This window comes from Ectothiorhodosinus mongolicus (genome assembly GCF_022406875.1).
GTDB classification, from domain to species: domain Bacteria; phylum Pseudomonadota; class Gammaproteobacteria; order Ectothiorhodospirales; family Ectothiorhodospiraceae; genus Ectothiorhodospira; species Ectothiorhodospira mongolica.
The window spans coordinates 1,613,818-1,637,981 of record NZ_CP023018.1 but is presented as its reverse complement, the minus strand read 5'-3'; the positions used below and the strand labels follow the sequence as shown (position 1 = coordinate 1,637,981).

Sequence of the window (24,164 nt, the reverse complement as noted above, 5' to 3'; positions counted from 1 at the left end):
TTATGGTAAAAACAGAGTAATTCTGAACAGGCACATAGACTGACGATTGGTCAGGCAAATGGGATTGATTGGTTTTGATACGAGCAGAAAACGTCACCAAGGTCTTTGGACCTGAGCCCGAATCTGCTCTGCCCCTTCTGCAACAAAACAAATCCAAGAACGAGATTCGAGATCTCACGGGGCAGACTGTCGGCGTCAACAACGCCAGCTTTGATATCGAGCCCGGCGAAGTGTTTGCCATCATGGGTTTGTCAGGATGCGGCAAGTCGACCTTGATTCGCTGCATTAACCGGCTGATTGATCCAACCGCCGGTCGCATTATTTTGAAAGACCCCGACCAGGGCGAGATTGACATCACCGCGCTGGATGAGACAGGACTGCGCGATGCGCGCCGCCGCCACCTCAGCATGGTTTTCCAGCACTTCGCCCTGCTCCCCCACCGCACGGTATTGGACAACGCAGCCTATGGGCTAGAGATACAAGGGTGTGAACGCAATCAGCGGCAACAGTCCGCGCAGAAAGTCTTAGAGATGGTCGGCTTGGGCCCATGGGGCGACAGCCACCCCTCAGAACTCTCGGGCGGTATGCAACAACGTGTCGGTCTGGCTCGCGCCTTGGCGACCGAGGCCGGTGTGTTGTTAATGGATGAGCCGTTCTCAGCGCTCGATCCGCTGATTAAAGTCGATATGCAAGAGGAACTGCGGCGGATTCAGCGTGAGCTCAACCGCACGATTTTATTTATCACCCATGATTTGGACGAAGCCATGCGCATTGGCGATCACATTGCCATTATGGAAGAGGGCCGCATTGTGCAAATTGGCAGCCCGGAAGAGATTCTGGTGAACCCACTAACAGAGTACGTGGCTAAGTTTGTTGAGCATGCAGATCCAACCAAGGTCATCACCGCCGGAACCATTGCTCTGCCGCTCAACAGCGATGCCATCATGAAACTAGACGGTTCCGACGCTGGCTGGTTTAGCGTGCCGGGGCAACCGGATTTGCGCTATCGTCGCGATGCCAACAATCGTCTAACCCGTGTCGAACAGGGCGAGCAAGCGCTGCGCATCCGACCGCTCAATGAGGTCATCACCGAGAGCCCGCCGCCGCCAGAACAACGTCATCAGGTCTTACTCACCTGCTCGGCGGATACGGTGCTGCGGGATCTTCTGCGTGCACGACTGCACTCCACTCGACCGGTCGTGGTGACCGGCGATGAAGACCGCATCCATGGCGTGATCAGTGATGCTCAGTGGATCAACGGCATCCTCGAAAAACGTGGCTATCGCGACGAGGACCTGAAGCGAGCGGGTGCGGCATGACTGAGTTCTTAGAGTTCCTGCGCGCCCTGATTAATGACCCTTTCGCCTTCATCGACCTGCCAATAAGGCAATGGATTACCGATGCAGTGAGCTGGATTGTTTCGACATTCCGCGGTTTTTCGCGCACTTGGATCAGCCCGCCAGTACAAAACGTGATGAACAGCGTGCAATGGATGCTTTCGGTGATTCCGCCGGGCATTTTTTTGCTGCTGACATTGGCTTTGGGTTGGTGGTCATCTTCCTGGCGCGTTGGGGTATTCGCCGCTGGGTCGCTGGCGTTTATCGGCTTTTTGGGGGTCTGGGATGAGATGATCATCACCCTCTCATTGGTGGTGACAGCGGTATTCTTTTGCATCGTGATTGGTCTACCGCTTGGCATCATAGGCTCGCGCAGCGAGCGCTTTTATACCGTGATGCGACCGATATTAGATATCATGCAAACCACCCCGCCTTTTGTCTATCTCGTTCCTGCTGTGATGCTGTTTAGCATCGGCAATGTGCCTGGCCTGATCGCCACCATCATCTTCGCGATGCCCCCCATTATCCGCCTGACCTACCTAGGCATTCGCAACGTCAATCCCGAATTTATTGAGGCAGCCTCTGCGTTTGGCTCGACCCGCAGTCAAACACTGTGGAAAGTTCAGTTTCCGCTGGCTTTGCCAACCATCATGGCCGGACTCAATCAGACCATCATGCTTTCGCTATCAATGGTAGTGATCGCTGCGATCATCGGCGCTGGCGGGCTGGGCTTAGAAGTCTATGCGGGTCTGGAACGCCTCAATATTGGCCAAGCATTTGTCGGCGGCATCGGCATTGTTTTGTTGGCTATGGTGCTTGACCGTATCACCCAGGGCCTCGGGGATAAGGCTCCGGGTGTGAAGTACAAATCCGATTAATCCCCACTGCAAACCGATTTAAGGAGGTTGCTATCTGATGTCTGTATCTGCGATGAAAAAAACCCGTTTAAGCCTAGCGCTGGCTGGATCTCTAGCCTTAGCCGGAGGCCTTGGGCAGTCCGCATTGGCGGCAGGGCATCATGATGAGCCCGGTGCCGGTGTTAATGTCCAACCAGCCGTTGCCACCTGGACAGGAGCGGTTCCGGTAAGTTGGGTTTTCGTCGAGCTGTTAGAGGAACTGGGCTATAACGTCGGCAATCCGGTGGCACTGTCCAACCCCGTCGCCTACCTGGCGATTTCCGAGGGTGACGCGCATTACTGGCCCAATGGCTGGTTCCCTATTCACAACCCGCAGCTTCCAGACAACTTTGGTGATGTGGCGACGATCTTTGATCCCCATTGCCCCTCTTGTGGCGTTCAAGGCTATTTAGTGGATGTGGCTTCCGTAGAGCAGTACAGCATCACCGGCATCGATGATTTCCGCCGTGATGAAGTGCGCGCCGCCTTTGATGCGACAGGTGATGGCAAGGCTGATCTTTTTGGGTGCCCACCCGGCTGGGGCTGTCATGAAGGCATCAATGCCATGCTGGATAAGTTCGAGCTACATGATGTCATCAACCATGTCGATGCCGGCTATTCCGCTAATTTTGCGGAAGTGATGGCGCGCATCGATTCGGGTGAGCCCACGCTTTACTACACTTGGGGCCCGAGTGCCTGGTTGTTGTCTCTAACGCCGGGAGAGGATGTCATGTGGGTTAACGCCCCGGGCATTGTTGAAGAAGAGGCCGAACGCTCTGAGGGCGTCACTGGCGCGGTGACTGATCCCATCGAGATGGGTTTTGTCGCTGCTGATATCCAAGTCGTTGCCAATAACGATTTCCTCAGTGATAACCCGGCTGCGGCCGAGCTGTTCCGCCAGGTGTCTTTGCCGCTTCTGTGGATTAGTGCGGTCGATCAGCGCATGGCTGATGAGGATCTCACCGATCGGCAGGTACGACCCTTGGTGCAGGAGTGGATCGCAGACAACCGCGATCAGGTTGATGCTTGGCTGGCAGCCGCGCGAGGTGCTGCTCAGTAAGCGATGCCTAACCCGTGGGGTACGACCCCAAACGGGGTACGACCCCATTTTGGGGTCGTACCCCGTTTGGGGTCGTACCCCGTTTGGGGACATAAGTGGATTGACGCGAGCGCTTGGCTTGCCCATAATTCGCGTCTTATTCACGCGCCCGTAGCTCAGCTGGATAGAGTACCTGGCTACGAACCAGGCGGTCGGAGGTTCGAATCCTTCCGGGCGCGCCAATAAAATCAAAGGCTTAGCGAATCACAAGCGCTAGGCCTTTTTTTACGGGAGCTATTCAAGATCTCCGCCGACAATGCGCCCGGCATCATCCAGTTCAGCGAAGAAGCGATAAGAATTCGTGCAGAACTCACGGGTTTGAAAATCGCCCGGCAGAATAAGCCAAATATGTGGATACGCCTCTTCAAAGGCCTCAGGCGTCGGCTGTGTATCTAAAAAATCGTAGAAACCGCTGAGCGGCCCTGCCGCTGCGAGATTAACTGAGGCCACCACAAGAGCAAAAAGTCTCGCTGGCCATGCCATGAAACGACTTTTCATCACTCGTCCTCTCATTTCGACAGCTTCACATCATAGCGCGTCACAACCCGCGACGCATCTTAGCGCCCCGAAAGTACAGTTTATTTAAGAATATCAAACCTAGTCTTTTGTTTTTTAAAGGGGAATTATTATGGTGGGCCCTTGAACTGGAAAGTTTGACTATCGTATAGTCATTAAAAATTTTTAAGAAAAAAGGACGTTGTTATGGATAAACCAATAGAAACGCTGAGTGCAAAAGAACTTTATGAAATGGCCAAACGTCGCGAACAGGAAGAGTGGGAGCGCACGCGTACAGATCGTCAGCGAGAAATTAAAGCTCTGCGTGCCGAGCGGCGCAGCCTGCTAAACAGCCACCGAAAGGCTTTGAGACAACTTCAACAGGCTCAAAACGCTGAATTGGCCAGTCTGGATAGTCGCATTGCCGACCTCACCGGGCGGGCGCCGCGCAAACGCGGTAATAGCGGTAACAGCGGCAGTAACGGTCGCAGCCCGAAAGGCCAGCAGACGGATACAATTTTGAAGATTATAAACACAGTGGGAGAGACCACTGCCCGCGCTGTAAAGGCTGAGGCAGAGGCTATGGGCCTGGTATTCTCCAACGTGCATCAAACCCTTGGCTATTTGAAGCGTCAAGGAAAAATAGAACAAGTCGGTCGCGGAATTTATCGCTCCGTACAATAGGTTTTCAATGATAATCGGCGACGCTGGTTTAGCTACGGTGAGCCATCAAAGAATCAGCAAGATAAATGGTGCCCTGAGTGAACTGTTCACCCAGGGCCTTTGCTGTTGGGGTCTCGTGATGCGAGGCAACCCATGCGGTGAGCTGCAAACGTCGTGCCAAAACAAACACAGGTAGCATGTATACATCTTCGCGCTGTAGTTGACGGATTTGTCGATAACCATCAAGAAATGCCTCTTGCAAAAGCGGAATATCCACTTCGGTTTCAATGAAGCTGATGGCACCGGCAAAATCCATCCCAAACCAAGACAAACCACTGTCGTCAAAATCAATGACTTGCAGCCCCTCAGCATCCATCAATAAATTAGCGGCACGTAAATCTCCATGAATCAATCCGAAGCGATCTGACGATTGCCCATAGCGCTGAATACGATCAAAAATCCAGAGAACCGCTTCCTCTAAAAGCCGCTTGCCCCGTGCATCCAAGCCCAGGGCGCAGCGCCAATCACCCCAATAGGCTTGCCTACCCAACATGGTTTGGAAATCCCAGAGTTTGCGCGTAAACCCGGGTGGTGGCTGCCAGCGCCGCACATGCTCCTGAAGGCGTGCGCTAATCCCACCAATCTGGCGCAATAAAGCCACCTGATCATCCTCAAGCGTGGGCGCGCGGCCGTAGACATATTCAAAACAGGCCACAGCTAGCGGACCGGCGCTGCTTGAGAGGAAACTCAGGTGATCATAGCCGCCATCCATCGATGGCAACACTGCCGGCGTGCGAATAATCTCTTCTGCGCGCAGCAACTGAATCCAATGAAGTTCAGATCGTATTTCAGGAATACTTCGATAGCCTGGCCGATAGACACGCAAAACCCAACGTTGACCATCACCGGGCGCGCTTGCCAAAAAAGTGGCGTTCTCGGAAATCTCCAGCAGCTGGATTTGCGCATCAGCCGGAATCCCCCAACCACCCATAATGGTTGTGACACCTTCTTGCAGCTCGCGCAAAAAAGCGTCTTGGTACAAACCGGTCATCCGCGTTTCACCTGACTCATCTCAAAAGCATCATACATGATGCTAGAGCCGCTTCATGCTATACTCGTGGCACATTTGTATTTGCCCGAAGACAGGACCCCTACCTTGAACTCCCCTACTTCCTCCCCGGCCGCTTTTGCTGCGCTGGGCTTGCCGTCGTCCCTGCTTCAAGCACTGGATCAAACCGGTTACGAACAGCCCACCCCCATTCAAGCCCAATGCATCCCGGCACTGATGGAGGGTCGAGACCTCTTAGGTCAGGCGCAAACCGGGACGGGGAAGACGGCCGCTTTCGCCCTACCCTTGCTGGCCCGCCTAAACACTCAGTATCAAGCGCCACAGATCTTAGTGCTGGCACCCACGCGAGAGCTGGCTATTCAGGTAGCCGAGGCTTTTGAAACCTATGCGCGGTTCTTGCCGGATTTTCACATCCTGCCAATTTATGGTGGCCAGGCCTATGGCATCCAATTGCGCCAGTTAAAACGCGGGGTACAGGTCATTGTGGGCACACCGGGGCGAGTTATGGATCACATGCGCCGCGGCACGCTTAAGCTCGAAGGTCTGACGGCGTTGGTGCTGGACGAGGCCGACGAAATGCTGCGCATGGGCTTCATCGATGATGTCGAGTGGGTTTTGCAGCAGGTCCCGCAAACCTGTCAGCTGGCCCTTTTCTCAGCCACCATGCCCGATGTCATTCGTAAAGTCGCGCGCAAGCATCTGAAATCGCCGCATGAGGTGCGCATTCAAGCCAAGACCACCACGGCATCAACGATTCGCCAGCGCTACTGGCGAGTCAGCGGGCTACACAAGCTCGACGCACTCACACGCCTGTTGGAACATGAAACTTTCGATGCGATGTTGGTCTTCGTGCGCACCAAGACCGAAACCGTGGAACTGGCAGAAAAACTCGCCGCTCGCGGCCATGCCTGCGAACCACTTAATGGCGACATTCCGCAGAACCTGCGCGAACGCACCGTTGATCGCCTCAAGCGCGGCCAATTAGACATCGTTGTGGCCACCGATGTGGTGGCGCGCGGTCTCGATGTCGAACGCATCAGCCATGTGGTCAACTACGACATTCCCCACGACACCGAGTCCTATGTGCATCGCATCGGCCGCACCGGTCGTGCCGGCCGCCAGGGCGAAGCCATTCTCTTCGTGGCACCGCGCGAACAGCGCATGCTGCAAGCGATTGAACGCGCCACTCGCCAACCCATCGAGCCCATGCACATGCCCACCGCACGCGATGTAAATGAGCGACGCATTCAGCGCTTTCGCCAACAGATCGCCGATGTGCTGGGCAGTGAATCCTTAGAGTTCTTTCAGGACATCGTTGCGGAGTATGTGCATGAACATGATGCCGACCCGCTCAAAGTCGCTGCGGCACTCGCCTTTATGGCGCAAGGCGATAAGCCTTTATTGATGGACGAAAATGCTCCCGAACCCGCGCGTGAGCCCCTACCCAAAGCCGGGCGGCGTGAACCACGCGAGCGCGCCGCAGGACCCGGCCGTAGCAAGCGAGGCGCCCGAGATGACTCTCACCAAGCTGAAGCCGGCATGCGCACATTCCGCGTCGATGTCGGCCGCGCGCATGGTCTCAAACCCGCTAACCTAGTGGGCGCCATTGCCAACGAAATCGGTATCGACAGCCAGCATATCGGCCGTATCCAGATCCGCGACGACCACTCTACGGTGGATCTCCCCGAGGGTCTGGATTCAGCTTTAGTGAATCACCTAAAGAAAGTCTGGGTCTGTGGACAAAAACTCGGCATGGAGCCCATCACAGGCGGTGGCAGCTCATCGGGTCGCAATAAGCCTATGCGCGGCAGTTTCAAAACCGAAGGTGGTTTCAAAGCGCGCGGCGGCCCAAAAGGCAGCGGTGGGTTCAAGCCTGGCGGCGGCGGACCCAAGAGTGGCAGCAGTTTCAGATCTGATGGTGGCGGCAAACCCGGAAGTGGTTTCAAAGCCCGTAGCGGCCCCAAGGGCAGCGGTGGATTCAAGCCCGGCGGCGGCCCGAAAAGCGGTTTCAAAGCGAGACCCAAGCTGGGAACAAAGCGATCATCCTGATTTTTGTCAGGTTATTAAAAAGACTTAACTCCTGCGATAAAAAAATTCTGGTTGCAGTTTTCCCTACAGGGTTTATAAGGCGCCTTATAAACCCGTCGCGTGGAGAATTGCAGTCATGGCCAGTGTCCGAGACCTGCTTCAAGATGAAGAAGATGAAGGCTTTGATTGGAAGGATTCCAACAAACCCAATGCCGTCACAGCGCGGCGCTCGCTGGAGCGTTATTTAGAAAAACGCGCTTTAAAGCGACAAATCCAAGATGTCTTTGACGAAAACGATAGCGACGCCGAACTAGATTGGTAGCGCCTAGTCGCCCAATAAGCTCAGCAAAGCGGCTTCGTCCAAAATCGGCACGCCCAAAGACTCTGCTTTTTGTAGCTTCGACCCCGCTGCCTCTCCAGCAATGACCGCGGTCGTTTGTTTCGATACGCTGCCTGAGACTTTGGCGCCTAGAGCCCTTAATCGCTCGCCAGCCTCATCACGAGTCATGCTGCTTAAACTTCCGGTCAATACATAGGTTTTGCCGCTCAGCACTTGGGCTTCTGAGCTGAGCGTAGCAGCATCCCGCTCCTCCCAAATAACACCACGCTCACGCAATGCATCGATGACTTCTCGATTATGCGGCTGCTGGAAAAACGCTGCGATGTGACCAGCGACAATAGGGCCCACATCCGCTACCGCGAGAAGATCCTCTTCACTAGCCGCTAACAGGGCATCCAACGATCCGAAATGGGCCGCCAAATTCCGCGCGGTTGCCTCACCCACTTCGCGGATCCCAAGGGCGAAAATAAATCGAGCCAGAGTGGTTTGGCGACTCTTATCTAAGGCCTGTATGAGGTTTTGCGCGGACTTCTCGCCCATACGATCTAGTGCTGCCAATGAGGAAACCTCAAGTCGATATAAGTCATCGACATGATCGACCAGGCCCGCATCCACCAGCTGTTCGACCAGCTTATCGCCTAAGCCTTCAATATCCATGGCGCGCCTTGACGCAAAATGCTTAATGGCCTCACGGCGCTGCGCTGCGCAATAAAGCCCCCCAGAGCAGCGCGCCACCGCCTCACCCTCGGCACGCGTAATATCTGACCCGCAAATCGGGCACGCACTGGGCAACACGATCTCGCGGGCGCCGGCGGGGCGCTGCGCCAATACCACTGCCGCCACCTCCGGAATCACATCACCGGCGCGGCGCACAATCACCGTGTCACCGATGCGCACATCCTTGCGCAGCACCTCATCCATATTGTGCAAGGTGGCATTACTCACCGTCACCCCGCCCACGAACACGGGCTCTAACCTTGCCACCGGCGTAATCGCGCCCGTGCGCCCGACCTGAAACTCCACATCGCGCAGCACCGTGAGTTGTTCCTGCGCTGGGTATTTATGCGCAATCGCCCAGCGCGGCGCGCGCGAGACGAAACCTAGCTCAGATTGCAAACGCAGACTATTGACCTTGTAGACCACGCCATCAATCTCATAGGCCAGCGCATCGCGCTGACGCTGGACACGCCCGTAATAATCCAAAAGCCCGGCGCTGCCGGTCACCACATCACGCTGAGCGCAAACACGCATACCCCAAGCGGCCAATTGATCTAACACGGCACTGTGGGTGGGCTGCGCCAGAGGCGGCTGCACATCCCCGACACCATAAGCAAAAAACGCCAAAGGCCGACTTGCCGTAACCTGCGGATCAAGCTGGCGCAAACTCCCCGCCGCCGCATTACGCGGATTCACAAACACCTTGCTACCCTCGGCGCGGGCGCGATCATTCAGGGCTTCAAACCGCGCCTTTTCCATATACACCTCGCCGCGAACCTCCATGAGCTTGGGATGGCCATGCCCACTAAGCTTCAAGGGGATGCTGCGCACCGTGCGAATATTGGCAGTGATATCCTCACCGGTAGCCCCATCACCTCGGGTCGCGGCCTGAACCAGTACGCCCTCTTCATAAATAAGACTCACGGCCAGCCCATCGAGCTTGGGCTCCACCGCATATTCCAATTCATCGGGATGATCTAAGCGCTCGCGCACACGGCGATCAAAGGCCACAAGATCCGCTTCTTCAAAAGCATTATCCAAAGACAGCATGGGCTTTTTGTGGGTCACACTGGAGAAAGCCTGCAGCGGTGTACCACTGACCCGCTGCGTTGGTGAATCGAGAGTCACCCACTCAGGATGCTCCGCCTCAAGAGCTCTAAGCTCCTGCATCAAAGCATCATAAGACGCATCCGGTATTTCCGGATCATCCAAGACGTAGTAGCGATAATCGTGGTGCTCAAGCTGCTGGCGCAGGGTTTGTACGCGCTCCAGGGCCAGCTCCATGTCATCCTGCGATAGATTCATCGACGCTGCAGGTTGGCGCGCAAACGCCAGCGGCGAATTTCTTCACACGCATGTTCGCGACCCTGACGGGTCATGGCACTGCGCGAGGCATCCAAAACTTGGCCGCCCAGTCTTTGCGCCAGACGCTCGGCACAATCGAGCATGCGCTCAAAAGCCTGAACCGGCTCATCGGGCCCGGGAAGGCGCAGAAAAAAGGAGACTCCCGGGGTCTTAAACTCGTTCATCTGCTCCGGGTCAAAGGTGCCCGGCTGAATCATATTGGCCACGCTGAATAAGATTTCGGGCTGATGATTGGGTGTGTGCATACGGTGGTATATCGACATAGCCCCATGCTCCAGCCCGACTTCTTGAAACGCTGTTTGGATTTGCACGCCCAAAAAAGGTTTTTCCTGGGGAGCAACGACATGCAGAATGAGAATCTTTTCTTCTGTAGGTTTCTCAGCTTCAGAGGCACGCTCGGCCTTTTGAGCATCCGACCCACCCAAGTCAAGCCACTTAGGCTTGCGCAACCATTCGGGCTTTTGCGACCAATCCGGCTTCTTGAGCCATTCAGGCTTTTTTGGCAATTCCGGTTTTTGCAGCCAGCTGGATTTTTTTGCCGATGCTGAGTCCGGCTCTGGCTCAAACGCCTCAAACTCATCGGCGCCCACATAATCCCGAGGCGGCTCCTGTGGTTTCACGAATGACTCCAGCGGATCTGAAGGTGGTGCTGCAGCGTCCTGTTGATAACCCAAGGGAGTGACCTGAGCAGGCTCCACAGGCTCTGTCTTCACCACCGAAGGGGAGCGGCTGTCAGCCCGAATATGGATTTGCTCAAGCAACTCATCTTCCGGCAAATCATCCAGGCGCTGGCGCGGCAAACGGCGTTTTTGCATCCGTCCCGAAAGATAGATACCCACCAAGATTGCCACACCCAGTATCAACAATATCCAGCGCAACATATCCATTTAATCGATCTCCCAGACTCAGGCCGTCGCCATCTTGGCCGCTTCATCCACATCGACTGTCACCAGCCGCGACACACCCGGTTCACGCATGGTGACACCAATGAGCTGATCGGCCATTTCCATGGTGGTCTTATTGTGAGTGATATAGATGAATTGCACACTTTGCGACATATCTTTAACCAGAGCACAAAAGCGCCCCACATTGGCTTCATCCAACGGTGCATCGACCTCATCCAGCATACAAAATGGCGCAGGATTGAGTTCAAATATCGCAAACACCATAGCCACGGCAGTTAAAGCTTTCTCACCGCCGGACATCAAGTGAATGGTTGTCAAACGCTTGCCGGGGGGCCGCGCCATCACCGCCACGCCCGTGGTCAATAAATCGTCCCCGGTCATTTCCAAGTGCGCGTGGCCGCCGCCAAATAGGCGTGGGAATTTTTCACCCAGCTGGGTGTTAACCAAATCGAAGGTCTCCTGAAAACGACTGCGGGTTTCCCGATCAATGCGCGCAATCGCCTGCTCCAAAGTCTCTAATGCCGAGATGAGATCATCATGTTGCGCATCCAAATAGGCTTTACGCTCACTGTGCTCTTTAAACTCATCGATGGCGGCCAGATTGATGGGGCCTAAGCGCTGAATGCGCTGGGCTAACCCGTCTACCCGCGCTTGCCACTCATCGGCCGAAGCGGACGCCTCAAGCCCTTCCAGCAAAGTGTCATAATCCAGCGCCATCTCCAGCAATTGCTCGCGGCCCGTCTGATGACGCACATTCACTTCCTGCCAAGCCATGCGTTTTTCATCGGCTCGGGAGCGGATTGTCGAGGCTTGCTGCTCTAACTGCAGTCGTTTTTGGTCAGCCTCACGGAGTTGCCCCTCCAGGGTTTCTACCCCCTGACGCGCGGCCAACAACTCATCTTCCATACCAGCGCGCGCTGCTACTTGCTCCTGCAACTGCGCCTGGAGGTCTTGCAAGGGCTCACCTGCCTCGAGAATCGCCGCTTCAAGACGCTCTAATTGCCCTTGTAGCTGCTCGCGCTGCGCTTGCATACGACCGATCCCAGCCTCAGTGCCCTGCATCCCGGTTTGTAAGGACTGGATGCGCAAAGCCACCTCATGCTGACGATCGCGCTGAGCCTGCATTACTTGACGCTGCTGATTAAGCTCAGTGCGCAATTGTTCGCGCTCGCTCTCCAGTTGGCTGCGCTCAAGACTGAACTGTTCCATCAAGGTCAAAGCCGTATTACGCTCACTGGTGGCGGATTTTAAGGCTTGGGTTTCCTGAGCACGCTGCTCCGCCAGCTCGGCCTGCTCGGCCTCGATTTGGCTGCGGCGGCTGCGCAGTTGTTCAGAGCGCGCTTTCAGGCTTTGCAGTTCCGAACTGAGTTCGCTGACCTGCCGATAGTGGGTGTTTACCGCATTCTGCTGCGCCTCAACATCTTGCTCCGCCTGTTGTTGCTGGGCGCGGTTTTGATCAAGCTCATCTTGCCCCTGCTCCACTTTGGCTTGTAGCTGTTGGATATGAGTTTTCAGGCTGCGGATCTCTTTTTCGCGCGCCAAAGTGCCACTGCGGCTGTCTTTTTGCCGGGTGATACGCACCCAATGCTGACCGAGCCAAATCCCCTGCGGCGTGATCACTGACTCGCCTGCACCCAGGCGCCCCTGCCAGCCCATGGCTTCAGCCAAACTATCGACACAGCGAATACCCGCCAGCAGGTGGCTGAGGCGATGCGGGCTGCGCACCTTAGCCGCTAAGGAGTGGGCGGGTGACGAAGCTGAGTCTTTGGACTGGCCGGCCAGCAATAACGTAACATTGGCCTCGGGTAAGGCATCAGGATCTGCGCTTAAGGCATCGCCAAGCTGATCAACACATAAGGCTTCCAAATATGGGCCGAGTACAGTTTCCACCGCAGACTCCCAACCCGACTCAACATCCAAGGTCTCGCCCAAACGCGCAGCGCCATCCAGCTGTTTGGCTTGTAACCAGGATCCCAAGGCTCCAGTTTCTTTGCCCAAAGCCGCCTGCTGCAGCGCCTCTAAAGAAGACAAGCGTCCCTGACTGACCTGCAGCTCACGACGCTGTTCTTCCAGGGCTTGGGTTTTTTGCTGTTGCTCATCACGTCGTTGGGCCACTAACTCGCCGGCTGCCTGCAGCTTTGACTCGGCTTTTTGGTGCTCTGCTTGGGCTGCCTTTAAGGCCTGCTGACGCTCATAAATCGCCGGTTCCAAATCGCCCTGACCCAAGGTCTGCGCTTCTTGACTGAGGCGTTCATTGCGCTGTTTCAGGCTTTGTAGTTGGCGCTCTAGGTATTCCATGCGCGCGCCTTGTACCTGGGCGGTTTGCGCAGGTTCAGCCGCCTGTTGGGTAAATACATCCCAGCGCTGCTGCCACGCTGCCATGGCCTCTTCGGCTGATTGCAAGGCTGCTTTAACTGCCTCTAGTCGCTGGAAATGCTGCTCTTGTTCCGGTTGCAGCTTGGCCAGCTCTTGGCTTAAAGATTCCAGTCGCTGTTGATCCTCTTGTAAATGCGCATCGATACTGCTGAGGCTGGCACGGGCTTCCTCACGCTCTTGAGTGCGCCGCGCTGACAATTCCGTTTGCATGCGAATCGATTGTTCGGTCGCGGAGATATCGGCGCCAAGCTTGTAGTAATGACCTTGCACCATGTTCAGCGTCTCATTGGCCTGACTCAGGCTTTGCCGTTGGCTTTCCAAGCCCGCCTCGACATGGCGCTGCTCGGCGATCGCCTGCTCTAGCGCCAAGGTTTGTTCATTGACTTCTGCCTCGCGCCGCGCGGCCTCTTCTTGCAAAGCTTTAAGCCTCAAAACCAGTAACTCACCCTTGGCCTGACGCTCCTCTTCGCGCAGCTTTTTATACTTATCGGCAACCTCGGCCTGTTTTTCCAAGTGCCGCAGCTGTTTGGCCACTTCTTCCCGCACGTCTTCCAAGCGCTCTAAATTTTCACGCGCATGGCGAATGCGATTTTCTGTCTCGCGCCGACGCTCTCGATACTTGGAGATACCCGCGGCCTCTTCCAAATAAATGCGCAGGTCTTCCGGACGCGCCTCAATCAGCCGCGAGATCATGCCCTGTTCAATAATGGCATAACTGCGTGGGCCAAGGCCGGTACCTAGAAAGATATCGGTGATGTCGCGGCGGCGACAGCGGGCACCATTGAGAAAATACTGAGATTGTCCATCGCGGCTGACACGTCGCTTAACCGCAATCTCGGCGTATTGCGCGTAGGCGCCGCCGAGCTTGCCGCTGCTGTTGTCAAACACCAGTTCAATGGATGCTTGGCCCACGGGCTTACGCGATGAAGAGCCACTGAAGATGACATCTTCCATGGAATCGCCACGCAAATGCTTGGCCGAAGACTCTCCCATCACCCAGCGTACCGCATCGATGGTGTTGGACTTGCCACAGCCATTGGGGCCGACAATGCCCACCAAATTACTGGGCAAATCCAACGTGGTCGGATCCACGAAGGACTTGAACCCAGCCAGCTTGATACGGCTCAGGCGCATGCAGCCATGCCATATTCGTTAGGCACTGCAAAACTCGCAAAAAGCGTTACACTGCGCTGTGTTAAATCCATATCCCCCAACCCAACGAGAACTGAAACCGCATGTCGACTGAGCCTTCCCGTCAACTCGAAACCTTCCCCAACCCGAATGCTGAGCGCGATTATATCATCCGCATGCGCTTGCCCGAATTCACCTGCTTGTGCCCCAAAACGGGCCAGCCTGACTTTGCCGAGCTACATTTGGAATATGTCCCGGATCAGCTGTGCGTCGAACTCAAATCCCTGAAACTTTATATCTGGTCATTCCGTGAGGAAGGCGGCTTTCATGAAGCCATGACCAATCGCATTTTGGATGATCTGGTCGCCGCAACAAATCCCAGATTCATGCGACTCACCGCAGATTGGAACGTGCGTGGCGGCATTTATACCATAGTCACTGTGGAACACCGTCAGCCTGATTGGCAGCCCGCTGACCCTGCCATAACTGAAAGTAAAGTCCGCGTTTAGCCAGTAACTGATCATGAGTGCCGCGTTCATGGACGCGGCCATGATCCATCACCACGATCTCATCAGCGTCCTGCACTGTTGACAGCCGATGAGCAATAGCCAGAGTGGTGCGTGAGGCTGCCACCTCCTGCAAGGCGGACATAATGGCCTGCTCAGCTTGAGTATCCAGCGATGAAGTGGCCTCATCCAGAATCAATATTGGTGGATCCTTGAGCAACACGCGAGCAATCGCGATGCGCTGTTTTTCGCCGCCTGAGAGCTTCAGGCCACGCTCCCCCACCACCGTCTCATAGCCCTGCGGCAGACGTGCGATAAAATCATCCAAATGGGCCAGATGTGCAGCGCGCTCAACCTCAGCGCGCGAAGCGCTAGGACGTCCATAGGCGATATTGTAAAAAATACTATCGTTAAACAGCACGGTGTCCTGTGGCACGACGCCAATGGCCGCTCGCAGGCTCTCTTGAGTTACCTCGCGAATGTCCTGGCCATGCACCCAAATTTGCCCGGCATCCACATCATAAAAGCGAAACAACAGACGCGCGATGGTCGATTTACCTGCACCACTGGGCCCCACTAAAGCCAGCTTCTTACCCGCGGCCACCGTCAAACTGACCTCCTCGATGATGGGTCGATCAGGGTTGTAGGCAAAGGCGATATTCTCGAAGCGAATCTCGCCCGGCCCAGGGTTTAACGGCTTGGCATGGTCTGCATCGACCACTTTAGCGGGCTGATCCATGAGATGGAACAGGCGTTCGATATTGATCAGCGATTCGCGGATCTCGCGATAAACAAAGCCCAAAAAATTTAGCGGAATGAATAGCTGAATCATGTAGGCATTCACCATCACCAAATCGCCGATGGTCATTTGTCCGGCACTAACCCGCGCGGCCGCCAGAATCATCATGGCGGTAATGGCTGCAGCGATAATCAAAGCCTGACCCGAATTGAGCGCCGCCAATGAGAGTTTATTTTGCATGCGCGCTTGTTCCCAGGACGCCAAGTCCTGGTCATAGCGTTCGGCCTCAAAGCGTTCATTGCCAAAGTATTTGACGGTTTCGTAGTTCAGCAGGCTATCCACCGCGCGCGTATTAGACCGATTATCGAACCGATTCGCCGCCCGGACGAAACGGTTACGCCACTCAGTCACCCACACGGAAAACACCACATAAATGGCGACAGCAGCGACCATCACCACAGCAAACGAGGGGCTCAACACCACCATGAGGATGACCGCCACCAAAGCGATCTCAAGAAGCGTGGGCAGAATGTTAAACACCATGAAGCGCAGCAAAAAACTGATACCGGAGGTCCCGCGCTCGATATCACGCGCCAAACCGCCCGTGCGCCGCGACAAATGAAACCCCAAATCCATCTCATGGAGGTGACGAAACACCCGCAATGAGACACGCCGCATTGCCCGCTCTGCTACCCGTGCAAATACGGCGTCGCGCATCTCCGAGAAAAACACCGTGGCAAAACGCAAAGCCCCATAGCCCAGCAGGAGCAGCAGTGGCACAGCAATGGCCAGCGCCTGCGTCCCCGTCTCAAAATGATCCACAATATATTTCAGTGCCACCGGCACCAAGACATTGGCCAGTTTGGCCAGCACCAAAAACCCCAATGCCAGCAAAACCCGGCCACGAAACTCCATCAGATAGGGCACGAGGCTGAGCAAAATGCGCCAATTCACAGCCTGATCAGAGTAGGCATAATCGGAACGATAGCGCATTAAGACCCCATCATTTTAAAGTTTTGTGTTAACAATATGAGGGCTGCCTAGGTTTATTTTGACTTGAATCGGAAAGATGACGCGTTAATGTCATCAAAGCGGTTGTATTGCTTTGCACAACTTACTAATCTTCATGATTTGATGACACAGTAACAGGGAAACCCATGAGCTTTAACCTGAATCAGCACGGTATCCAAGTAACCGACGTGCTGCGCAATGCCGCACCCGCTGTTTTGTATGAAGAGTCTATCAGCCGCGAAAAACACTCGGCAATCGCCTCAAGTGGCGCATTAATTGCCCGATCTGGTGCCAAGACCGGCCGCAGCCCAAAAGACAAGCGCGTGGTCCAAAATGCCAATATCAATGACGATGTCTGGTGGGGCTCAGTCAATGTGGGTCTGGAATCCGCCAGTTTTGATGCTCTGCGCAAGCAAGCCGTGGACTACCTTAACACCCTCGATCGCCTTTATGTGGTCGACGGTTTTGCCGGCTGGGATCCGCGCTACCGCATCCGCATTCGCGTGATTTGCGAGCGCCCTTACCATGCACTGTTCATGCACAACATGTTGATACGTCCCACTGCTGAGGAACTATCGGAGTTCGGCGAACCAGATTACGTCATCTTCAATGCTGGCTGCACACCGGCTGACACCAGCATTCTCGGCGTCAGCAACACCACCAGCGTCAGTCTGTGTTTCACCCGCGGTGAATTCGTCATCTTAGGTACTGAATACGCCGGCGAGATGAAAAAAGGCGTATTCACCATCATGAACTATCTGATGCCCAAGCAGAATGTCTTGTCGATGCATTGCTCTGCCAATGAAGGTCAAAAGGGCGATGTGAGCGTCTTTTTTGGCTTATCCGGCACCGGGAAAACTACCTTATCGGCCGACCCTCATCGCCTCCTAATCGGTGATGATGAACATTGCTGGACCGATCAGGGGGTGTTCAATATTGAGGGCGGCTGTTACGCCAAGGCCATTAATCTGGATGCTGAAGCCGAACCGGAAATTTACAATGCGATTCGCTTTGGTTCGGTGTTAGAGAACGTCGGCTTTGATGCAAAGACCCGCGAGGTGGACTACACCGATGGCGATCTCACCGAGAACACCCGTTGCTCTTATCCGGTGGAGTTCATTCCCAACAGCAAACTTCCCTGCATGGGCGGCCATCCGAAAAACATTATTTTCCTGACCTGCGATGCGTTTAGCGTATTGCCACCGGTTAGCCGCTTAGGTCCAGCGCAGGCCATGTACCACTTCATCAGCGGCTACACGGCCAAAGTCGCCGGTACTGAGATGGGTGTGACCGAACCCGAAGCTACATTCTCAGCTTGTTTTGGGGCGCCGTTTTTGGTCTGGCATCCGACGGTTTATGCCGAGTTGCTGGCCAAACGCATCCGTGAACATAACGTCGATGTCTGGTTGGTCAACACCGGTTGGACGGGGGGGGCCTACGGTGAGGGCGAGCGCATGAGCATTGCCCATACCCGCGCCATCTTGGATGCCATTCATGATGGCAGTTTGAAACGCTCAGCGATGCAGGCCGACCCGATCTTTGGGTTTGATGTGCCGTTGACCTGCCCGAATGTGCCCGATGAGGTGCTGATCCCCTCCAATACTTGGAAGGACAAGGCGGCTTACGATGCCATGGCACAACGCTTAGCGGGATTGTTCCATGACAACTTTGCAGCCTATGCCGGTCAAGCCAGCGAGGAACTGCTCAGCGCCGCACCGCGCGCCAACGGCAACTAAGCCAACAAGCGTTACTCGGGACGCATGTGCGGGAACAGCAGAACATCGCGGATGGAGGGTGAATCGGTTAACAACATGACCAGGCGGTCAATACCGATTCCTTCACCCGCGGTGGGCGGCATCCCATGTTCCAAAGCACGCAAATAGTCGGCATCAAAATGCATGGCTTCCTCGTCCCCTGCTTCTTTCTCCTGCACCTGACGACGAAAACGCTCTGCTTGATCCTCATAGTCATTGAGCTCGGAAAAGCCATTGGCAATTTCCCGACCGCCAACAAAAAACTCAAAGCGATCGGTGACAAAGGGATCTTGATCATTGCGCCGCGCCAGCGGAGATACTTCCGTAGGATAGGCGGTGATAAAGGTGGGATCTTTGAGTTGGTGTTCCACCGTTTTCTCAAATATCTCAATCCATAGCTTGCCGCGACCGTAGCTGGGCTTGATAGGGATGCCCATTTTCTCAGCAATGCCGCGGGTGGCATCGAAATCCTCGAGCTGAAAATCCTCGACCTGCGGGTTAAACGCCAAAATACTCTCGCGCACACTCATTCTGGCGAAGGACTTGCCAAAGTCATACACCTCACCCTGATAAGGCACCTGGGTCGTGCCCAGAATTTGCTCAGCCAAAGTACGCATCAAGGCTTCGGTTAAATCCATCAATTCATGATGGGTGACATACGCCTCATAAAACTCAACCATCGTGAACTCGGGATTATGGCGGGTGGATAAACCCTCGTTACGGAAATTGCGGTTAATCTCATAGACCTTCTCAAAACCGCCCACCACCAAACGCTTTAAATACAGCTCGGGGGCAATGCGCAAAAACAGCTGCATGTCCAAGGCATTATGATGCGTGGCGAAAGGCCGAGCGGTGGCGCCACCGGGGATAGCCTGCATCATCGGGGTTTCCACTTCCAAAAAGCCGCGCGCATTGAGCTCATCACGCAGGATTTGGATGATACGGGTGCGGGTGCGAAACACATCGCGCACCGGCTCGTTCATGATCAAATCCAAATAGCGCTGACGGTAGCGGGTCTCGGTATCGGAAAGGCCATGAAACTTCTCTGGGAGCGGCCGGAGAGACTTGGTTAGAAGCCGGAGGGTATCCACCTCGACACTGAGCTCACCTGTTTGGGTTTTGAATAAGCGGCCTTCTGCTCCCAAGATATCGCCCATATCCCAGCTCTTGTACTCGGCATAGTGCCCTTCGGGAAGGCAATCGCGCTGCACGAAAATCTGAATCTCACCCGACATATCGCGCAGTTTGCTAAAGCTGGCCTTACCCATCACCCGCTTGGCCATCAAGCGCCCGGCGACCGAGACACGAATCGTCTGCTCATCAAAGTATTCGCGCTCGTGGTGGTCATATTCGGCATGTAAATGCCCGGCCATCACATTGCGGCGAAAATCATTGGGAAAGGCGATGCCGTTATCTCGCAGACGCTGCAATTTTTCGCGACGCTGAGCCATCAGTTTGTTTTCATCGGGTGGGCTGGTTTCATTCATCGGTAGCTATCTCTAAAGCCCACTTTTTAAGCTGGCTTCTATAAATTCATCCAAATCGCCGTCCAAGACGGCCTGAGTGTTGCCCACTTCCACGCCGGTACGTAGATCCTTGATGCGCGACTGATCCAACACATAGGAGCGGATCTGACTGCCCCAGCCAATATCGGCTTTACTGTCTTCCATCGCTTGTTTTTCGGCATTGCGTTTTTGCAGCTCCAGCTCATAAAGCTTGGCTTTGAGCTGGTTCATCGCCATGTCTTTGTTCTTGTGTTGCGAGCGGCCATTTTGGCAGGCGGTCACCACACCCGTGGGTACGTGGGTAATACGCACGGCTGACTCGGTTTTATTCACGTGCTGACCACCGGCGCCACTGGCTCGATACACATCAATGCGCAAATCGGCGGGATTGATGTCGATATCGATGTTGTCATCCACCTCGGGGGAGACAAACACCGAGCTAAACGAGGTGTGGCGGCGATTACCAGAATCAAAGGGTGACTTACGCACCAATCGATGCACGCCACTTTCGGTACGCAACCAACCAAAGGCATAAGGGCCTTCAAAACGCACGGTAGCACTTTTGATGCCGGCTACTTCACCGGCAGACGCTTCCATCAATTCAGTTTTGAAACCGCGCCGCTCGCCCCAACGCAGGTACATGCGCAGTAACATCTCTGCCCAGTCCTGAGCCTCGGTACCACCGGAGCCAGACTGAATTTCTAAGAAGGCGGGCTGGGCATCCATCTCACCCGAGAACATGCGCTGAAATTCGAGTTCGGCCACTTGTTTTTCATAGGCCTCAAGATCCGCAGCGATAGAATTGGCCGTGTCTTCATCCTGTTCGTCGCGCGCCAACTCTAACAAATCATCGGCATCCACCAATCCGCCGCCGATTTTTTGCAGACCACCGACCACTTGTTCTAGCTGCGAGCGCTCGCGACCCAAGGTTTGAGCTTTGTCGGGATCATTCCAAATATTGGGGTCTTCTAGTTCGCGGCTGACTTCTTCAAGGCGCTCACGCTTGGCCTCAAAGTCAAAGATACCCCCTCAGGGCTTCGACACGCCCTTTCAGGTCAGACACCTTATTGAACAGAGGATTGAGCTCCAACATAACTCGGCCTTAATGGGGATTGGGAAAGTCGCGGATTGTAACACGCCCACAAAAAAGGGGCGGTTAAAGCCGCCCCTTTTCAACACGTTACCGAAGCAACGGTGTGAATCTTAGTAGAAAGGTCTCCACATGAACACTAAGAAGTGTGCTACTGCGGCTAAAACCACGAATACCGTGAAGGTGGTTTTGAACTGCTCGTGGAAATCCTTGGCTTGTTCTTCGGTCAAACCGGAGATGCTGTTCTCGTTCATTGACTGAATCCTCCGTTACTTGGTCTGTGAGAAGCTGCCTTCGGCACGCAGCGGGTTGTAGTCGTCATTGCTGTAAACAAATGCGTGCACCGCAAGAGCTACAACCAGGACGGTCATCAGGATTGGCATCAGCCAAGTACCGGGGTTCACAACCAACCACAGCTTCCAATCGTCTCTGGGGTTGCTCGGCTTTGTAGGTCTGTACTCGCTCATCGAAATACCCTCTTGTTAAAGATTCTATGGTTGTCAATGTAGGCCACTTACCCTCAATTTTGTGTGACGTACATCAGTTAACCGTGTAACTCCCCCCCTGGGGATTCGCTCTGCCTTCTCAGGCACTTCGAGGGTATAAACTATTCCCCGAAAACCTGTATGGACTTAGTGTAACGAAGCCTGTGGTGAATGCCACACACACCTTGTGGTTTTTCTGACGCAGGTCAGATTTACCGGGCGAAAGCCTCAGGCATTGGGGAAATCGGGCATACCGAAACGCTCTTCAGTGCGATGCCTAGGGCCTCCCTGACGGATCAAGGGCAGAAAGGCAATCAGCGCAGCCAAGAGCAAGATGATCTCGAGGTAATACACCACCAAATAACCTGAGGCCGGCGTGGACAAAGAGTCCATGAGTAAGCCGCGATTCCCCAGAGCAGTAACAATGTCCCGCAATGCGCCACCTATGGCAATTGCCGCGCCAGCTGCTGTGGCTTGCACAGCGCCCCAAGCACCCACGGCAATGCCGCTTTGTTCATTGCGCGCAAACGACATCATGGCCAACAAGGTGGATACAGCAAACAATCCTGCCCCAAACCCAATTAGCCCGGTGCCAATACGAAACACCAACACGGACTGCATGGGCACAGCCAAGACCACGATCACAAACGCGAACACACCCAACAGTGCACCCACCCCACCAATGCGATAAGGATCAGCGCCACGGGTCAATAAGACCGCCGCCAGCGAGAACGCCATTAACATACCCATCGCCCATAAAGCCGTAAGCGTGGTGGTGGCTGCTACTGACATTCCCAAAATCTCGCCGCCATAGGGCTCAAGCAAAATATCCTGCATATTAAACCCAGCGGTCCCCAGACCGATCACCACCAGTAAGCGTCGAATTTGTGAGCCTTGAGCGAATGAGCGCCAGGCTTCCATGAAGGGGATACCTTTAATGTGTCGGGCTTTGGCGCGCACATTATTAATAGCCTCCTGCTTCCACAAGGCAAATAAGTTGATGGCCACTGTTGCCACCGCCACACCCTGCAAGACTTGGATGAGGCGCTCGGCACTGAAATCGATGAGTAAAAAGCCAAACAAAGATGATGAGGCCACCATACCCAGCAGCAAAATCACGTACAAAAGAGCCACGACTCGGGGTCGCTGTTCGGGCGCGGCCAGATCAGTCGCCAGCGCTAAACCTGCGGTTTGCACCGTATGCAAGCCCGCCCCCACCAATAAGAACGAAGCCGCCGCCGCCATGGGGCCCACGAATTGGGGTCCGACCCCACCATCAGCGAGCAGCAACAAGGCAAACGGCATAATGGCAAAGCCGGCAAACTGCAGCAGTGTCCCCATCCAAAGATAAGGCACGCGGCGCCAACCAAATGCCGAACGATGTGAATCCGAACGATGCCCCAAAAGAGCTCTGAAGGGGGCAAACACCAAAGGCAGGGAGACCATCAGCGCCACAATCCAGGCGGAGACGCCCTGTTCGACCACCATCACGCGGTTGAGCGTGCCAGTGAGCATCACCATAGACATGCCCACCGATATCTGGAACATCGATAGCCGCAAAAGACGTGCCAGCGGCAACTCGCGTGTCGCCGCATCGGCAAAGGGCAGTACCACCGGCCCCAAACGTTTTAGGATTTCCATGAAGGCCTTTGAGCCCCTGGATGATCTCATGCCCCCTCCCAATTGCCCCACTGCATCTTGCTGTTATTCAAAACCTAGGAAATCAAAAATATCGCGGTCTTTCATGGGGTTGGCGCGCTGCGAAGGCACACCATCAAGCAGCTGCTGGGCCAGATGCATGTATTCTTTTTGCGCAATCTCCAGCTCGTCATCACCTTCCATTTCAAACACGGTACATTTCTTTAAGCGGCTGCGACGAATCACATCCAACATCGGGAAATGCGCCAAGCGATCAATACCCACAGCGCTGTTGAAGCGATCGATTTCATCGGTATCCACACTGCGATTAGCAATCACCCCACCAATACGCACCTGATAATTCTTGGCTTTGGCCTCAATCGCCGCAGCAATGCGGTTCAAAGCAAAAATCGAGTCAAAGTCATTGGCGGTAACGATCAAAGCCTGCTGGGCATGTTGCAAAGGCGCAGCAAAACCACCGCAAACCACATCGCCCAACACATCAAAAATCACGATATCCGTGTCTTCCAAGAGATGATGCTGTTTCAGCAACTTCACCGTCTGGCCGACCACATACCCCCCACAGCCAGTGCCTGCGGGTGGGCCGCCGGCCTCGACACACAAAACGCCGTTATATCCCTCAAACACAAAATCATCGGAGCGCAGCTCTTCTTCGTGAAAATCCACGGATTCCAGAACATCGATGACCGTGGGCACCATGCGCTTGGTCAGCGTGAAGGTGGAGTCATGTTTGGGATCGCAGCCAATCTGCAGGACTCGCTTACCCAGCTTGGAAAAAGCTGCCGAGAGGTTTGAGGATGTAGTGCTTTTGCCGATACCGCCTTTGCCGTAAATCGCAAACACGCGGGCCTTGCCAATATCAACATTGGGGTCTAGATGGACCTGCACACTGCCTTCCCCATCGGGGGGCGTGCCACAATCCGGCGGACAGCTGTTATTCATGAAATTCCCCTTAACCTGCGGCAGCAGGCCGGTTGGTGGCAGCGATTTGGCT

Annotated in this window: 20 protein-coding genes and 1 tRNA gene; 9 read left to right on the top strand and 12 right to left on the bottom strand. The window is 54.8% G+C overall.

Translation table 11 applies throughout. From position 1 onward, the window contains the following. Nucleotides 1–74: 74 nt before the first annotated feature. The 4 genes from CKX93_RS07975 to CKX93_RS07960 all read left to right on the top strand — a co-directional run bounded on the left by CKX93_RS07975 (nt 75) and on the right by CKX93_RS07960 (nt 3,514). Nucleotides 75–1,319: a quaternary amine ABC transporter ATP-binding protein gene (locus CKX93_RS07975; RefSeq protein WP_200799838.1), complete on the top strand. Its 1,245-nt coding sequence runs from the start codon at nt 75–77 to the stop codon at nt 1,317–1,319. Beyond that, entirely contained in the window at nt 1,316–2,215 is a 900-nt protein-coding gene (locus CKX93_RS07970) for an ABC transporter permease (RefSeq protein ID WP_084178718.1), read from the top strand. Before CKX93_RS07975 ends, CKX93_RS07970 begins: the two co-directional genes overlap by 4 nt. 37 nt (nt 2,216–2,252) lie before the next feature. Then, nucleotides 2,253–3,293, top strand: a complete 1,041-nt coding sequence (gene proX, locus CKX93_RS07965; protein ID WP_084178717.1) for a glycine betaine/L-proline ABC transporter substrate-binding protein ProX — start codon at nt 2,253–2,255, stop codon at nt 3,291–3,293. Between the two features lie 144 nt (nt 3,294–3,437). After that, nucleotides 3,438–3,514 (top strand) — tRNA-Arg (locus CKX93_RS07960). A 52-nt stretch (nt 3,515–3,566) separates the two neighbouring features. Here CKX93_RS07960 and CKX93_RS07955 read toward each other — a convergent pair. Then, nucleotides 3,567–3,830 (bottom strand): hypothetical protein, encoded by a 264-nt coding sequence (locus CKX93_RS07955; RefSeq protein ID WP_084178716.1) that lies wholly within the window; start codon nt 3,828–3,830, stop codon nt 3,567–3,569. 204 nt (nt 3,831–4,034) lie between these two features. Between CKX93_RS07955 and CKX93_RS07950 the strand changes: the two genes are divergently transcribed. Next, the gene (locus CKX93_RS07950) at nt 4,035–4,511 is read left to right on the top strand and encodes a hypothetical protein (RefSeq protein ID WP_076756167.1); all 477 of its coding nucleotides are present in this window, start codon (nt 4,035–4,037) and stop codon (nt 4,509–4,511) included. Nucleotides 4,512–4,539: 28 nt separating this feature from the next. Here CKX93_RS07950 and CKX93_RS07945 read toward each other — a convergent pair whose 3' ends face one another. Next, on the bottom strand, nt 4,540–5,541 hold the full coding sequence (locus CKX93_RS07945; RefSeq protein ID WP_076756166.1) for a phosphotransferase enzyme family protein: 1,002 nt from the start codon (nt 5,539–5,541) through the stop codon (nt 4,540–4,542). A 105-nt stretch (nt 5,542–5,646) separates the two neighbouring features. Between CKX93_RS07945 and CKX93_RS07940 the strand changes: the two genes are divergently transcribed. Both CKX93_RS07940 and CKX93_RS07935 read left to right on the top strand, forming a co-directional pair. After that, on the top strand, nt 5,647–7,608 hold the full coding sequence (locus CKX93_RS07940) for a DEAD/DEAH box helicase (RefSeq protein ID WP_084178728.1): 1,962 nt from the start codon (nt 5,647–5,649) through the stop codon (nt 7,606–7,608). 115 nt (nt 7,609–7,723) lie between these two features. Continuing rightward, nucleotides 7,724–7,909, top strand: coding sequence for a PA3496 family putative envelope integrity protein (locus CKX93_RS07935; protein ID WP_076756165.1), 186 nt, complete (start codon nt 7,724–7,726; stop codon nt 7,907–7,909). A gap of 3 nt (nt 7,910–7,912) precedes the next feature. Here the strand turns inward: CKX93_RS07935 and ligA are convergent, their stop codons facing one another. From ligA to smc, 3 genes are read right to left on the bottom strand one after another with little or no spacing between them, the layout of a single operon-like run. Then, nucleotides 7,913–9,949 (bottom strand): NAD-dependent DNA ligase LigA, encoded by a 2,037-nt coding sequence (gene ligA / locus CKX93_RS07930; RefSeq protein WP_420828604.1) that lies wholly within the window; start codon nt 9,947–9,949, stop codon nt 7,913–7,915. Then, the gene (zipA, locus tag CKX93_RS07925; RefSeq protein ID WP_076756164.1) at nt 9,946–10,896 is read right to left on the bottom strand and encodes a cell division protein ZipA; all 951 of its coding nucleotides are present in this window, start codon (nt 10,894–10,896) and stop codon (nt 9,946–9,948) included. The genes ligA and zipA overlap by 4 nt, the downstream gene beginning before the upstream one ends. Nucleotides 10,897–10,914: 18 nt before the next feature. Then, complete coding sequence (smc, locus tag CKX93_RS07920; RefSeq protein ID WP_076756163.1) at nt 10,915–14,424, bottom strand: chromosome segregation protein SMC; 3,510 nt, start codon at nt 14,422–14,424, stop codon at nt 10,915–10,917. A 101-nt stretch (nt 14,425–14,525) separates the two neighbouring features. Between smc and queF the strand changes: the two genes are divergently transcribed. Next, nucleotides 14,526–14,930 (top strand): preQ(1) synthase, encoded by a 405-nt coding sequence (gene queF, locus CKX93_RS07915; protein WP_076756162.1) that lies wholly within the window; start codon nt 14,526–14,528, stop codon nt 14,928–14,930. Here queF and CKX93_RS07910 read toward each other — a convergent pair. Then, nucleotides 14,857–16,659: an ABCB family ABC transporter ATP-binding protein/permease gene (locus tag CKX93_RS07910; RefSeq protein WP_076756161.1), complete on the bottom strand. Its 1,803-nt coding sequence runs from the start codon at nt 16,657–16,659 to the stop codon at nt 14,857–14,859. The two genes, queF and CKX93_RS07910, sit on opposite strands and share 74 nt — an antisense overlap. Before the next feature lie 164 nt (nt 16,660–16,823). Here CKX93_RS07910 and pckA point away from each other — a divergent pair, with 164 nt between their 5' ends. After that, on the top strand, nt 16,824–18,413 hold the full coding sequence (gene pckA, locus CKX93_RS07905) for a phosphoenolpyruvate carboxykinase (ATP) (RefSeq protein ID WP_076756160.1): 1,590 nt from the start codon (nt 16,824–16,826) through the stop codon (nt 18,411–18,413). A gap of 11 nt (nt 18,414–18,424) precedes the next feature. Here the strand turns inward: pckA and lysS are convergent, their stop codons facing one another. The 6 genes from lysS to bchL all read right to left on the bottom strand — a co-directional run bounded on the left by lysS (nt 18,425) and on the right by bchL (nt 24,112). Next, nucleotides 18,425–19,918 carry a lysine--tRNA ligase gene (gene lysS, locus CKX93_RS07900; RefSeq protein ID WP_076756159.1) on the bottom strand — a complete coding sequence of 498 codons (1,494 nt, stop codon included), beginning with the start codon at nt 19,916–19,918 and terminating at the stop codon, nt 18,425–18,427. A gap of 12 nt (nt 19,919–19,930) precedes the next feature. Continuing rightward, nucleotides 19,931–21,029, bottom strand: a protein-coding gene (gene prfB, locus CKX93_RS07895; RefSeq protein ID WP_143339969.1) for a peptide chain release factor 2 whose coding sequence is annotated in 2 segments (ribosomal slippage) — nt 19,931–20,953 and nt 20,955–21,029 — 1,098 coding nt in all. Because the reading frame shifts where the segments join, the coding sequence is not laid out codon by codon here. A gap of 110 nt (nt 21,030–21,139) precedes the next feature. Further along, nucleotides 21,140–21,280 (bottom strand): light-harvesting antenna LH1, beta subunit, encoded by a 141-nt coding sequence (gene pufB, locus CKX93_RS07890; RefSeq protein ID WP_076756157.1) that lies wholly within the window; start codon nt 21,278–21,280, stop codon nt 21,140–21,142. A gap of 15 nt (nt 21,281–21,295) precedes the next feature. Further along, entirely contained in the window at nt 21,296–21,493 is a 198-nt protein-coding gene (gene pufA, locus CKX93_RS07885; RefSeq protein WP_076756156.1) for a light-harvesting antenna LH1, alpha subunit, read from the bottom strand. A 246-nt stretch (nt 21,494–21,739) separates the two neighbouring features. Then, nucleotides 21,740–23,182 (bottom strand): BCD family MFS transporter, encoded by a 1,443-nt coding sequence (locus tag CKX93_RS07880; protein ID WP_076756155.1) that lies wholly within the window; start codon nt 23,180–23,182, stop codon nt 21,740–21,742. A gap of 33 nt (nt 23,183–23,215) precedes the next feature. Then, complete coding sequence (gene bchL, locus CKX93_RS07875; protein WP_076756154.1) at nt 23,216–24,112, bottom strand: ferredoxin:protochlorophyllide reductase (ATP-dependent) iron-sulfur ATP-binding protein; 897 nt, start codon at nt 24,110–24,112, stop codon at nt 23,216–23,218. Nucleotides 24,113–24,164: the final 52 nt, after the last annotated feature.

What these genes read in the sequence shown, in the direction of transcription:
- ligA (WP_420828604.1), bottom strand. Translation starts at nt 9,949, where the DNA reads ATGAATCTATCGCAGGATGACATGGAGCTGGCCCTGGAGCGCGTACAA.
- proX (WP_084178717.1), top strand. Translation starts at nt 2,253, where the DNA reads ATGTCTGTATCTGCGATGAAAAAAACCCGTTTAAGCCTAGCGCTGGCT.
- CKX93_RS07970 (WP_084178718.1), top strand. Translation starts at nt 1,316, where the DNA reads ATGACTGAGTTCTTAGAGTTCCTGCGCGCCCTGATTAATGACCCTTTC.
- zipA (WP_076756164.1), bottom strand. Translation starts at nt 10,896, where the DNA reads ATGGATATGTTGCGCTGGATATTGTTGATACTGGGTGTGGCAATCTTG.
- CKX93_RS07945 (WP_076756166.1), bottom strand. Translation starts at nt 5,541, where the DNA reads ATGACCGGTTTGTACCAAGACGCTTTTTTGCGCGAGCTGCAAGAAGGT.
- pufB (WP_076756157.1), bottom strand. Translation starts at nt 21,280, where the DNA reads ATGAACGAGAACAGCATCTCCGGTTTGACCGAAGAACAAGCCAAGGAT.
- pufA (WP_076756156.1), bottom strand. Translation starts at nt 21,493, where the DNA reads ATGAGCGAGTACAGACCTACAAAGCCGAGCAACCCCAGAGACGATTGG.
- CKX93_RS07955 (WP_084178716.1), bottom strand. Translation starts at nt 3,830, where the DNA reads ATGAAAAGTCGTTTCATGGCATGGCCAGCGAGACTTTTTGCTCTTGTG.
- queF (WP_076756162.1), top strand. Translation starts at nt 14,526, where the DNA reads ATGTCGACTGAGCCTTCCCGTCAACTCGAAACCTTCCCCAACCCGAAT.
- lysS (WP_076756159.1), bottom strand. Translation starts at nt 19,918, where the DNA reads ATGAATGAAACCAGCCCACCCGATGAAAACAAACTGATGGCTCAGCGT.
- bchL (WP_076756154.1), bottom strand. Translation starts at nt 24,112, where the DNA reads ATGAATAACAGCTGTCCGCCGGATTGTGGCACGCCCCCCGATGGGGAA.
- smc (WP_076756163.1), bottom strand. Translation starts at nt 14,424, where the DNA reads ATGCGCCTGAGCCGTATCAAGCTGGCTGGGTTCAAGTCCTTCGTGGAT.
- pckA (WP_076756160.1), top strand. Translation starts at nt 16,824, where the DNA reads ATGAGCTTTAACCTGAATCAGCACGGTATCCAAGTAACCGACGTGCTG.
- CKX93_RS07935 (WP_076756165.1), top strand. Translation starts at nt 7,724, where the DNA reads ATGGCCAGTGTCCGAGACCTGCTTCAAGATGAAGAAGATGAAGGCTTT.
- CKX93_RS07880 (WP_076756155.1), bottom strand. Translation starts at nt 23,182, where the DNA reads ATGAGATCATCCAGGGGCTCAAAGGCCTTCATGGAAATCCTAAAACGT.
- CKX93_RS07910 (WP_076756161.1), bottom strand. Translation starts at nt 16,659, where the DNA reads ATGCGCTATCGTTCCGATTATGCCTACTCTGATCAGGCTGTGAATTGG.
- CKX93_RS07950 (WP_076756167.1), top strand. Translation starts at nt 4,035, where the DNA reads ATGGATAAACCAATAGAAACGCTGAGTGCAAAAGAACTTTATGAAATG.